The organism is Mycobacterium innocens (assembly GCF_900566055.1).
Classification (GTDB): Bacteria; Actinomycetota; Actinomycetes; order Mycobacteriales; family Mycobacteriaceae; genus Mycobacterium; species Mycobacterium innocens.
On record NZ_UPHQ01000251.1, the window covers coordinates 18,150 to 29,239 of the forward strand.

The 11,090-nt window shown below is 65.5% G+C and carries 11 protein-coding genes, 1 tRNA gene and 2 pseudogenes; 10 read left to right on the plus strand and 4 right to left on the minus strand.

The window, feature by feature from the left end; genetic code table 11:
* The first annotated feature begins 2 nt into the window (after window positions 1-2).
* The 4 genes from EET03_RS24015 to EET03_RS24030 all read left to right on the plus strand — a co-directional run bounded on the left by EET03_RS24015 (window position 3) and on the right by EET03_RS24030 (window position 2,466).
* Window positions 3-209, plus strand: a complete 207-nt coding sequence (locus tag EET03_RS24015) for a ferredoxin (protein WP_063469680.1) — start codon at window positions 3-5, stop codon at window positions 207-209.
* A gap of 16 nt (window positions 210-225) precedes the next feature.
* Entirely contained in the window at window positions 226-771 is a 546-nt protein-coding gene (locus tag EET03_RS24020; RefSeq protein ID WP_075543731.1) for a hypothetical protein, read from the plus strand.
* Between the two features lie 151 nt (window positions 772-922).
* Complete coding sequence (locus tag EET03_RS24025) at window positions 923-2,050, plus strand: NDMA-dependent alcohol dehydrogenase (protein WP_063469705.1); 1,128 nt, start codon at window positions 923-925, stop codon at window positions 2,048-2,050.
* Window positions 2,047-2,466 carry a ketosteroid isomerase family protein gene (locus tag EET03_RS24030; protein WP_075543732.1) on the plus strand — a complete coding sequence of 140 codons (420 nt, stop codon included), beginning with the start codon at window positions 2,047-2,049 and terminating at the stop codon, window positions 2,464-2,466. Before EET03_RS24025 ends, EET03_RS24030 begins: the two co-directional genes overlap by 4 nt.
* 5 nt (window positions 2,467-2,471) lie before the next feature.
* Here the strand turns inward: EET03_RS24030 and EET03_RS24035 are convergent, their stop codons facing one another.
* Window positions 2,472-3,926, minus strand: a complete 1,455-nt coding sequence (locus EET03_RS24035) for a hypothetical protein (protein ID WP_082274749.1) — start codon at window positions 3,924-3,926, stop codon at window positions 2,472-2,474.
* 118 nt (window positions 3,927-4,044) lie between these two features.
* Between EET03_RS24035 and EET03_RS32520 the strand changes: the two are divergent.
* From EET03_RS32520 to EET03_RS24045, 3 genes and pseudogenes are all read left to right on the plus strand, one after another.
* Window positions 4,045-4,692: pseudogene (locus EET03_RS32520) on the plus strand (PE-PPE domain-containing protein); the annotation flags it as partial.
* Between the two features lie 64 nt (window positions 4,693-4,756).
* Window positions 4,757-5,116, plus strand: a complete 360-nt coding sequence (locus EET03_RS32525; protein ID WP_279637747.1) for a PE-PPE domain-containing protein — start codon at window positions 4,757-4,759, stop codon at window positions 5,114-5,116.
* A 36-nt stretch (window positions 5,117-5,152) separates the two neighbouring features.
* Complete coding sequence (locus EET03_RS24045; protein WP_075543734.1) at window positions 5,153-5,557, plus strand: HIT family protein; 405 nt, start codon at window positions 5,153-5,155, stop codon at window positions 5,555-5,557.
* On the opposite strand, the gene EET03_RS24050 is transcribed toward EET03_RS24045, so the two are convergent.
* Together EET03_RS24050 and phoP are read right to left on the minus strand one after the other, a co-directional pair.
* Entirely contained in the window at window positions 5,545-6,978 is a 1,434-nt protein-coding gene (locus EET03_RS24050) for a sensor histidine kinase (RefSeq protein WP_099193772.1), read from the minus strand. The genes EET03_RS24045 and EET03_RS24050 overlap by 13 nt on opposite strands.
* Window positions 6,979-7,009: 31 nt before the next feature.
* Window positions 7,010-7,732 (minus strand): two-component system response regulator PhoP, encoded by a 723-nt coding sequence (gene phoP / locus EET03_RS24055; protein WP_075543736.1) that lies wholly within the window; start codon window positions 7,730-7,732, stop codon window positions 7,010-7,012.
* A gap of 161 nt (window positions 7,733-7,893) precedes the next feature.
* Between phoP and EET03_RS24060 the strand changes: the two genes are divergently transcribed.
* The 3 genes from EET03_RS24060 (at window position 7,894) to EET03_RS24070 (ending at window position 10,040) form a co-directional block, all read left to right on the plus strand.
* Window positions 7,894-8,616, plus strand: coding sequence for a hypothetical protein (locus EET03_RS24060; RefSeq protein ID WP_075543737.1), 723 nt, complete (start codon window positions 7,894-7,896; stop codon window positions 8,614-8,616).
* A gap of 27 nt (window positions 8,617-8,643) precedes the next feature.
* Window positions 8,644-8,715: transfer RNA gene (locus EET03_RS24065), tRNA-Thr, on the plus strand.
* Window positions 8,716-9,230: 515 nt separating this feature from the next.
* Window positions 9,231-10,040, plus strand: a complete 810-nt coding sequence (locus EET03_RS24070; RefSeq protein WP_099193773.1) for a sulfotransferase family protein — start codon at window positions 9,231-9,233, stop codon at window positions 10,038-10,040.
* A gap of 245 nt (window positions 10,041-10,285) precedes the next feature.
* Here EET03_RS24070 and EET03_RS30435 read toward each other — a convergent pair.
* A pseudogene (locus EET03_RS30435) lies at window positions 10,286-11,090 on the minus strand (PE family protein); the annotation flags it as partial.

The following is an 11,090-nucleotide window of genomic DNA, read 5'->3' on the forward strand; positions in this document are numbered from 1 at the left end:
CGATGGGGTACCGGATCGAAGCGGACCTGGATTTGTGCCAGGGCCACGCGATGTGCGAACTGGAGGCGCCCGACTATTTCCGGGTGCCCAAACGGGGCAAGGTCGAGGTCGTCGACGCCGCGCCGCCCGAGGCGGCCCGCTCGGAAATCGAGAGGGCGGTCCGGATGTGTCCCACCCAAGCACTTTTCATCACCACGACACAGGACTGACGGAGGGCTGGCGAAAGTGGTCTCTTTCGAACGTGCCGAACTCGACGAGTGGGTGCAGACCTGGCTGCAGGCCAACAAGGACTGCGAACAGGCGGGCGACTGGACGCCGCTGGCCGGCTTCTACGCCATCGACGCCACCTACGGCTGGAACATCGGGCCCAAGGAAGACGTGATGTGCGTCGGGATCGACGAGATCCGCGAGATCGCGCTGGGCCTGGAGATGCAGGGGCTGCAGGATTGGCAGTATCCCTACCAGAAGGTCATCATCGACGACCGCCAGGGGGAGATCGTCGGCTTCTGGAAGCAGGTCGTCGTCGACGCCGACGGCGGCCGGCAGGAGATCTACGGCATCGGCGGCAGCTGGTTTCGGCTCAACGCCGACAAGCTCATCGAGTGGCAGCGCGATTTCTTCGACTTCGGGCACGTCTCCGCGCTCTATCTGCAGTTGATGAAGAACGGGAAGCTGTCGGAGGGCATGCGCAAACGGATCGAACGGGGCATCTCGGGCGAGAAAATGCCTGGCCATTACCCGCTGGGCCAGGCTCCGGTACCGCTGTGGTGAGCCGCTCGCCGGGGCCCAACCAAGCATTTGTTTTGTTAAGCGCGCTATGCTGGCGCCACAGGGGGTGCCCTGTGGTACTCGTCACCACCGTTGCTCGGCACGATGGGGCCGGGCAGTCTCAATTCAATGGCGAAATGGGGTCATGTCTACCGTGAAGACAAAAGGCGCTCTGATCTGGGAATTCAACCAGCCGTGGTCGGTCGAAGAGATCGAAATCGGTGACCCTGTCAAGGACGAGGTCAAGATCCAGATGGAAGCGGCGGGCATGTGCCGCTCCGACAACCACCTGGTCACCGGTGGTATTCCGATGGCGGGTTTCCCGGTCCTGGGCGGACACGAGGGCGCCGGAATCGTCACCGAGGTCGGACCGGGAGTGGACGACATCGCCCCGGGTGACCACGTGGTGCTGTCGTTCATCCCTTCGTGCGGGAGATGTCCCACCTGTCAGGCCGGCCTGCGCAATCTTTGCGACCTGGGAGCCGGGCTGCTGGCCGGTGCGGCGGTGAGCGACGGCACCTTCCGCATCCAGGCCCGCGGCCAAAACGTCTACCCGATGACGCTGCTGGGGACGTTCTCGCCGTACATGGTGGTGCATCGCAGTTCGGTGGTGAAGATCGACCCGTCGATCCCGTTCGAGGTCGCCTGCCTGGTCGGCTGCGGCGTCACCACCGGCTACGGCTCGGCGGTGCGCACCGCCGACATCCGCCCCGGTGACGACGTCGCCATCGTCGGCCTCGGCGGCGTCGGGATGGCCGCGCTGCAGGGCGCGGTCGCCGCCGGCGCGCGCTACATCTTCGCCGTCGAGCCGGTGGAGTGGAAGCGCGACCAGGCGCTGAAATTCGGCGCCACCCACGTCTATCCCGACATGAATGCCGCGCTGATGGGCATCGCCGAGGTCACCTATGGTCTGATGGCCAAGAAGGCGATCATCACCGTCGGCGAACTCCAGGGCGCCGACATCGACAGCTACCTGACCATCACCGCCAAGGGCGGCACCTGCGTCCTCACCGCAATCGGCAGCCTGCTGGACACCAATGTGACGCTGAACCTGGCGATGTTGACCTTGATGCAGAAGAACCTGCAGGGCACCATCTTCGGTGGCGGCAACCCGCAGTACGACATTCCGCAGCTGTTGTCGATGTATCGGGCCGGGAAGCTGAACCTGGACGACATGATCACCCGTCAGTACCGGCTGGAGCAGATCAACGACGGCTACCAGGACATGTTGGACGGCAAGAACATTCGCGGCGTCATCCGATTCACGGACGCCGATCGATGACCCAGACGGCCCAATCTCCGGCGCTGACGGCGTCGCAGTCGTCGTGGCGCTGCGTGCAAGCTCACGATCGGCAGGGTTGGCTCGCTTTGATGGCCGATGACGTGGTGATCGAGGACCCGATCGGCAAGTCCGTCACGAATCCGGACGGCACCGGGGTGCACGGCAAAGACGGCGTAGCCGCTTTCTACGACACCAACATCGCTGCCAATCAGTTGACGATCACCTGCGAGGAGACGTTCCCGTCGAGTTCGCCCAACGAGGTCGCCCATATCCTGGTATTGCGCAGCAGGTTTCCGGGCGGCTTCACCAGCGAGGTCCGTGGCGTGTTCACCTATCGCATCAACGACGAGGGGCTGATCACCAACATGCGCGGGTACTGGAACCTCGAGATGATGACGTTCGGCAAGGAGGAATAAGCGTATCAGCCGATCCGGCCGATTCCGGTGATGTTGCCCTGCATGATCTTGTTACCCATCAACACCATGCAGGCGGTTTGAATCGGGTCGCTGAGAATGGTAGCCGATTTTGGTTGCTGCAGAAGCACTCTCCCGTTGTTGGGGTCGATGACGGCGAACGCGAAGGCATCAAGCGGCGTGGTATTGTCCAATCCGATCCGGGTGATGGTGTAGATCAGGCCGTCGGCGATGGACAGATGCGGCAATGCGGCGCTGCGAGTTCGACTGTCCCACACCGTGCGACATCCAGTGGGCTCGACGTCTACCCTGGTCATCCCGCCGACGAACGGCGCTGTCGGCGGCACTGCCGGACCGGCGCCCGCCGGGACCGCCGGATAGGGGTAGCCGTAGGTGCTGGCGATGAACATCGAATTCCCGACCCCGATGGGAGAGTTCTCGCTGCCCGGGCCTCCTTGGGTCAGCACCGGTTGCTGGCAAAACAGCGTGCCGGTTCCGGATTGGTAGACCAGCGCATGGACCAGCGGATCGGCGTTGTCGACGATGGTCAGGTAGTCGGCACCGGTCGGGCCGAAATAGGTGGGCGTGGAACCGGTTCCCCAACTCAGTTGCCCGGGTTTACGGGCTGGGCCTCGGTCATAAGCCTGGCGCCACAACACCTGCGGGTTGCCCATACCGTCGAGGTTGAGTTCGTAAAGGGCGAACGTGGTGGCGACCGCGACGCGGTTGCTCGGTGACGCGGAGATGCTGTTCGCCACTTGCTCGCCGGCGGGTAGCTGCACGCTGGCGACGCCCCCGCCTGTTTTTGCCACCCCGACCACGCCGGTGCCGGTGGCGAACCAGACGTTGCCGAGGTAATCGGGGACGACGCCGACGGATTGGTCGCCTGGCGGAATTGCGCTGGACACGTCGGTGGACTCGGTGACGGTTAGCTGCCAGCAGCCCTTGCTGTCTTTGGCGTGAGCGATGCGCAGCAGCTGGTTGGTTCCGTCGATCATCACCAACTGGTTGTTGTTGTCCAAGTAGGCGTAAACGCCGCCGAGCAGTCCGCCCTTGGCGATATCCAGGCTGGCCAGCGGAATGACCCGCGGCACAATCCCGTTGGGATCGATCAGGTGAACCACCGGGGCCTGGGTGATGTCGGACGTGCACAATGCCAACACCAGACCGTCGGTCCCCTGGGTGATCGTCGGACACGCGGCCACCAGCGGGTACGCCAAGATCGCCGCCGGCCGGGCGCCGGGCCCCGGAAGCGGCCCCGCGTCGGCTGAGGCGGCGTCGTTGTGCATGGACGCCAACCCGTTCGGCGCCATGAACGGATTCGGTGGCGCCAACGGACCGAACGTGGCGGCCGCCCGCGCCGAAGCGGGGATCGTTCGCGAAACAACCCCGGGCACAAGAGAAATGGCGCACGCGGCCAGGAATGCCGCAGGAACGGCCAACATTGCCGCGGGAAACCGCACCAAGGTCCCCTCCCGTGCATTGGGTTACCGAGGATTCTGGCGATCGCGGACGACGACACGGCAACACTGTGCTAACGATTTCGCTTCGAGATTTGAGCCCCCAGACCCCACCTTGATCATGGTCAACCCCGCACCGACACCATGCACACCCAGAAAAGCTGCTGCGGAGCGACGAAGACGACGACGAACCGTAACCAGGTCGGCCGACCGAAAGCCGTTGAAGCCCCAGGCCCGCGAAAAGCCACGCCTAGCGTGCGAGCGGCGAGTAATCACCACGCTGCCCTATCTCGGGCAGGTGCTCCTTCAGGGCGGTGTCCCGGGGCCAAGTTCGGTATCAATCCTGCAGGGGTACGACTTACTCAACCATGCCATCGGGCAGAACTGGTTCCGCGGCACCACCGCTCAGCTTGTCAACTACCCGGCCAGCATTGGCATCCTCAGCGGTAGCCTGGCCGCTCCCGGCACCAACGGCGCCGTCGCCATGGGACAGCGAGCGCTCAATGACCAGATCATGAATGCGTTTGCCAACGGTAACGGCTCACCGGTGCACATTGCCGGGCTGTCGGAGGGAACCATCGTCATCAACCGCGAATTGGCTTACCTGGCAACCAACCCGAGCGCTCCGCCGCCTCATGCGCTGCAGTTCGCCATGTTCTCCAGCCCCGAACTCGGCCTAGCGAACATCTACCTGCCGAACGGGATGACCGTGCCGTTGATCGACTACACGGTGCAGGGACTACCGAACACCCAGTACGACGTCAGCGTGGTGTACGGCCAGTACGATTTCTGGGGCAATCCGCCGGACCGACCCTGGAACCTGCCGGCAGCGGATGAATTCGCTGTTCGGGGCGGCCTACTTCCACAACACGGCATCACTTGCCTCGCTGTCGGACGCGGTGCAGGTGTCCAGCGCCACCACCTCCTTGGGCGGCACCATCACCACCTACCTGATCCCCTCGTCGACTCTGCCAATGTTGTTGCCGCTGAAGGAGATCGGCGTCCCACAACCAATCGTCGACAACCTCAACTCGTTTCTGCAGCCGATTGTCAACGACGGCTATTCGTCTCTGACACCTAACAGCGGGCCGTACTTCTCACACGGGTCACTGGTCGGCTTGCCTACCGCGGCGGATGTGGTGGCCTCCGTGGGGCGTGGACTTGTCGGCTTCGCGCCCAACCTCTTCGGGTGACGCCGGGCCGCCGATGCGCCCACCTATGCTGGATGAATGGCGTCGATCTTCACCAAGATCATCAAACGCGAGCTACCAGGCCGTTTCGTCTACGAGGACGACGACGTTGTCGCGTTCCTGACGATCGAACCGATGACCCAAGGCCACACGCTGGTGGTGCCCCGCGCCGAGATCGACCAGTGGCAGGACGTGGACACTGCGGTGTTCGCCCGCGTCATGCAGGTCAGCCAGCTGATCGGCAAGGCCGTCTGCAAGGCGTTCCAAACCGAACGGGCCGGCGTGATCATCGCCGGGCTCGAGGTTCCGCATCTGCACATCCACGTGTTCCCCACCCGCAGCCTGCGTGACTTCGGATTTGCCCACGTCGACCGCAACCCGTCGCCGGAGTCGCTCGACGAGGCGCAGGCCAAGATCAAGGCCGCACTGGCTCAACTGACCTGAGCCGCAACCTCGCTGACACGCGGCAGGGTGACGCGAAAACAGCACCCCTGCCCCGGCGCGGTCGTCACGCCGACAGCACCGCTGTGAGCTCTGACCAAGGAGTCGACGATCGACAGTCCCAGGCCGGTACCGCCGCTGGCTCGGGCCCGCGACGAGTCGGTGCGGTAGAACCGCTCGAAAACCCGCGACGCGTCTTCCTGGCTCATGCCCGGTCCCTTGTCGGCCACCTCGAGCACCGCATCGTCACCCTCGGTGCCGACGCGGACGGTGATGTCGGCGCTTGCCGGGGTGTGCTGCAACGCATTCGCGACGAGGTTGCTCAGCACCTGGCGCAGCCGGGCGTCGTCGCCGAGTACCTCGGGAGTGCCGGGGCCTTCCAGGAATTCCAGGGTGATCGTGCGCTCGGGGTCGATCGCCTGCGCGTCGTGCACCGCGTCGCTTGCCAACGCCAGCAAGTCCACCTGGTGATGTTCCAGCGGCCGCTGGACGTCCAGGCGGGCCAACATCAGCAGGTCGTCCACCAGCAGACCCATCCGACTGGCTTCACTCTCTATCCGAGACAGCAACATGGAGACGTCGCGGGCGGCACCCTGGCGGTACAGCTCGGCGAAGCCGCGAATCGTGGTCAGCGGCGTGCGTAGTTCGTGGCTGGCGTCGGTGATGAAGCGGCGCATCCGATCCTCGGAACCGCGCGCATTCTCGGCAGACGATTCGGAGTCCGCCACCGCCTGCTGGATTTGCGACAGCATCCCGTTGAGCGCCAGCGAAAGTCGCCCTACCTCGGTCCGGGGGTCGCGTTCGGGAACACGGCGGTCCAGCTGTCCGGCGGCAATCGCCGCGGCTGTCTGTTCCACTTCGGCCAGCGGCCGCAGGCTACGGTTCACCACCGCGTAGCCGGCGATACCCACGACAACCAGAACGGCAGCGCCGATGCCGATCTGCAACCAGACCAATGATCGAACCGTGTGCTGGACGTCGGACAGATCGATGGCCACGGTGGTCAGGCCGCCATGGCTCCCGTGCACCGAGACCGCGCGCCATTGAATGTCGGAGCCGTTCACCGAGGGCAGTGTCGTCGGATCGGGACCGACGTCGTTGCCGGGCGGCAACGCCGGCTCGGCATTGCGGTCGTTGATGGCGGTGACGGTGTGGCCGTCGGGACTGATGCCGCGCACGTAGAACTTCGACGGCGGCCGGGCGGGATCGGGCCCTTCCCCGTTGGACACCGAGTGCTTCCACGGGGACTGCGCCCAGGTGCGCGAGGCGTCCAGCAGCGTCGAGTCGATCCGGCTGATCAGGCTGTGCCGCAGGATCGAGGTGACCGCCACACCCGAAGCCAGCAGACCGCACAGCACCAGAACCAGGGTGGCCGCGACCAGGCTTACCCGCAGCGGTATTCCGCGTCGACGGTGCGTGGCCATACTCCCTACCTAGCCGGGCAAGGGAGCGCGCTCATCGTGGCTCCCGCAATACGTAGCCCACCCCGCGCAGGGTGTGCAGCAGCCGCTTCTCGCCGGTGTCGATCTTGCGGCGCAGGTACGAGACGTAGGACTCGACAACGTTGACGTCGCCGCCGAAGTCGTAGCGCCACACGTGGTCGAGGATTTTCGGCTTGCTCAACACCGTGCCGGCGTTGATCACGAAGTAACGCAGCAAGGTGAACTCGGTGGGCGACAGCGACACCTGCTGGCCCGCCTTCCACACCTCATGGGTTTCCTCATCGAGCTCGATGTCGGCGAACGTCAGGCGGGAATTGCGCGGTTCGGCGCTGCCCTTGCCGGCGCGGCGCAGAATGACCCGCAGCCGGGCGACAACCTCCTCCAGGCTGAACGGCTTGGTCACATAGTCGTCGCCGCCCAGGGTGAGGCCGGCGATCTTGTCCTGCAGGGAGTCTCGGGCGGTCAGGAACAACGCCGGGGCGTCGATGCCGTCGGCCCGCAGTCGGCGCAGCACCCCGAAGCCGTCCATGCCGGGCATCATCACGTCGAGGATCACCGCGTCCGGGCGGGCTTCCCTAGCCCGGTCCAACGCCTGGGCTCCGTTGCTGGCCGTATGAACCTCGAATCCCTGGAACTTCAGGCTCACCGAAAGCAGCTCGACGATGTTGGCCTCGTCGTCGACGACGAGGATGCGAGCTTCCGGTGTGCTGGCCTCGCCCGGGTTCACTGCGGTCATGACAACCATTCCTGCAGCACGTAGTTGAGTACTAGCTTCACGTTCATTGAGTACTTCCTGAGAGCTCGTTGGCAGTCGACTGATAATAGTCTGCCAGGAATCGGCTGATCGGCTTGAACCCATGCGCAATTATTTGGTCGCGTCGCGAATAGACTCGCAGGATGAATCTCGGCAACACCCTGGTGGCCATCGCGACTGCGCCCGCCCGTGCCGGTCTCGCCGCCGCCGAAACCAGCCTCAACCTGGCCGGCGCAGCAGTCGGGCTGGCCAAGCAGGCACTCGGTGAGACCGGTGGCGATGCCGGGTCCAACGCCATGGCCAGCGTGTTGGGGATCGAAGAGGCGATCGTGCGCGCCAACCGGCTGGCCAAGCTCTTGGACGAAGACGCACCGCTGGGACGCGCGATCGCACCCGACGGGCCGATGGACCGAATGCTGCGCCCGGGTGGCGTGGTCGACCTGTTGACCGCACCCGGCGGATTGCTGGACCGCCTCACCGCCGAGGGAGGTGCGATGCAGCGCGCGCTGCAACCGGGCGGGCTGGCCGACCAGATACTGGCCGAAGACGGCCTGGTCGAACGGGTGCTTTCCGAGGACGGGCTGGCTGATCGGCTGCTCGCCGAGGGCGGCCTGATCGACAAGCTGACGTCGAGAAACGGACCGCTCGAACAACTCGCCGGCGTGGCCGACACCCTGGCCCGGCTGGCGCCCGGGATGGAGGCGCTCGAGCCCGCGATCGCCACCCTGCAAGACGCCGTCATCGCGCTCACCATGGTGGTCAACCCGCTCAGCAACATCGCCGAGCGCATCCCGCTGCCGGGCCGCCGGCCACGCTCGTCGTCGCGGCCGGTGCGCTCGCAACGCGTCATCGACAGCGAGCACTGACCCGTTAGGCTGGCACCGGTTAACCAGGCCTCCTTAGCTCAGTGGTAGAGCACTCGCCTTGTAAGCGAGCGGTCGTCAGTTCAATCCTGACAGGGGGCTCCGACTTCGGATGGCGTTTGTGCTGGTAAAAGCGCTTTCTCCGCCGAATATCCATTCGATTGAGCACCGCATGAGCAGATTTTTCAGTTCTGGCTGCCGATGGAACGGAGAATCCGCGCGGCGCAGAACGTGACCGCGGGCGCGCTGGTTTGCGCCGAGCAACCGGGTGGCTGGCAACGGCCACTTGGCCCGCGTCCCTACAGACGCCGCGGTACTCATCGTTGACGCGCTGATGACCTATGTCCCGGTCGGAGCCGACGCGCACAAGGACCACGACATCCGCCGAGTCCTTTCGCATCGATGCTGACCATCTTTGAGCGGACTCTTCCCCTATGACAAGCGTGGACCTCGACGGACAATTGCTTCGCCTCGGTGTTGTTCCCGCAGACCGATCTTGATGAGCCTGCGTCGTGGCGGGCGGCCGCGTTCATGTGCGATCGGCTAACATGGCGGCACCACACGGGGTGACGTCCGCAGGGCATTTCATGGTGCGGAAGGTAGGTCGGGGGTGTGCCGTGGTAGCCATTCATTTCATCTCGGGTCTGCCGCGTTCGGGTTCGACGTTGCTGGCTGCGTTGCTGCGACAAAACCCGCGGTTCCAGGCGGGAATGTCGGGTCCGCTGGCCGGCCTGTTCGGCGCCCTGCTCGACGAAATGAGCGGGCGCAACGAGTTTTCGGTATTCATCGACGACGCCAAGCGCGAGCGCATCCTGCGCGGGTTGTTCGACGATTTCTATGCGGACTCCACCGCCCAGGTGATCTTTGACACCAACCGCGGCTGGTGTGCGTGGACGCCCGCGATTGCCCGGCTATTTCCCGATGCGAAAGTGATTGCCTGCGTGCGTGAATTGCAGTGGGTGGTGGACAGCATCGAGCGGTTGATTCAACGCAACGTCTTTAGCCCGTCGTCGATCTTCAACTACAGCGCCGGCGGCACGGTCTATAGCCGCGCCCAACAGGTGGTGGCGCCCGATGGCATGGTGGGCGGTCCCTACGATGCTCTCAAGCAAGCCTGCTACGGCGCGCAACGAGATCGACTTCTGTTGCTGCAGTACGAAACCCTGAGCACCGACCCGGCCACGGCGATGCGGGCCGTCTACTCGTTTCTCGGTGAGCCGGTGTTCGACCACGACTTCAGCCACGTCGAGTACGACGTCACCGAGTTCGACGAGCGCGCCGGGACACCGGGACTACACACGGTACGCCCCACGGTCACGGCCGAACCACGCGACACGTTGCTACCGCCGGATCTGTTCAATCGCTTCATCCACGACGCCTTCTGGCGCGACCCGGAGAGGATTCCCGCCGGGCTGACGGTCGTGTGAGGTAAGCGCGGGTTTCGCGTACCGAGCGTGGGATGAACGGACCTGGGACAGTCCCATAGCCGATGTGGGGCTGGTTAGGTTAGGCGATGTGGATGCCCAGTCGCTCCAGGTGGGCCGGTGCTAGCGACTGCGCGGATGCAACGGCAGCCAGATGCCTCGACCGGGCAGTCGCAGCACCATGTGACGGCAACCGCGGCATTGTCTTTCGACCGGCCGCGGTGGGCGTTTCGATCAGCGGCGAACTGTCACGGCACATTCGCGCCGGGCGTACCGTTAACGATTGCTCCCGTCACGACGGCGGGAGGGGGAACTGTGAGGTCGGCGGCCCCGCCGTTGCCGCCGGTGTTGCCTGCGCCGGTGCCGCTACCGCCGTCGCCGCCGGTGCCGGTGCTGGTGGTGATGGCGCCGCCGGTGTTTGCGGTGAAGATGGATTGCCCACCGGTACCGCCGATGCCGTCGGTGATGCCGTTACCGCCGTCCCCGCCGTTGGTGGCGCTGCTGGTGACGGTGCCGCCCCCGATGGCGTTGATGAGGGCGATGTTTCCGGCGCCGCCGATGCCGCCGTCGACGCCGGCCCCGCCGACCCCGCCGGTCACGGAGCCAGTAGTGACGGAGCTGCCCGCGCCGCTAGCCAAGAGGGTGGCCCGGCCTCCGTAGCCGCCGCGGCCGTTGGTACCTGCGCCCCCGTCACCGCCGGTGGCCGTGCCGCCAGTGACGGTGCCTCCGCTATTACCTCTGATCCCGGCGTAGCTTCCGTTGCCGCCGTAGCCGCCGGTGGTGCCCGCGCCCCCGGCGCCGCCGATAGCGATGCCGCTGGCGTAGCCGCCCGCGCCGTAAGCGGCGACGATGCCGACGCCGCCGCCGCCGCCGCGGCCGTTGGCGGTGCCCGCACCCCCGAAGCCGCCGGTGACCGTGCCAGTGGCGGTGGCGCCGCTATAAGCGCCGATCCGGGTGCCGGCTCCGTAGCCGCCGCGGCCACCGGTGGTGCCTGCGCCCCCGACGCCGCCGATGGCGGTGCCGCTGGCGGAGCTGCCTGCACCGTTGGCAACG

What these genes read in the sequence shown, in the direction of transcription:
- EET03_RS24015 (WP_063469680.1), top strand. Translation starts at nt 3, where the DNA reads ATGGGGTACCGGATCGAAGCGGACCTGGATTTGTGCCAGGGCCACGCG.
- EET03_RS24030 (WP_075543732.1), top strand. Translation starts at nt 2,047, where the DNA reads ATGACCCAGACGGCCCAATCTCCGGCGCTGACGGCGTCGCAGTCGTCG.
- EET03_RS32525 (WP_279637747.1), top strand. Translation starts at nt 4,757, where the DNA reads ATGAATTCGCTGTTCGGGGCGGCCTACTTCCACAACACGGCATCACTT.
- EET03_RS24045 (WP_075543734.1), top strand. Translation starts at nt 5,153, where the DNA reads ATGGCGTCGATCTTCACCAAGATCATCAAACGCGAGCTACCAGGCCGT.
- EET03_RS24050 (WP_099193772.1), bottom strand. Translation starts at nt 6,978, where the DNA reads ATGGCCACGCACCGTCGACGCGGAATACCGCTGCGGGTAAGCCTGGTC.
- phoP (WP_075543736.1), bottom strand. Translation starts at nt 7,732, where the DNA reads ATGACCGCAGTGAACCCGGGCGAGGCCAGCACACCGGAAGCTCGCATC.
- EET03_RS24060 (WP_075543737.1), top strand. Translation starts at nt 7,894, where the DNA reads ATGAATCTCGGCAACACCCTGGTGGCCATCGCGACTGCGCCCGCCCGT.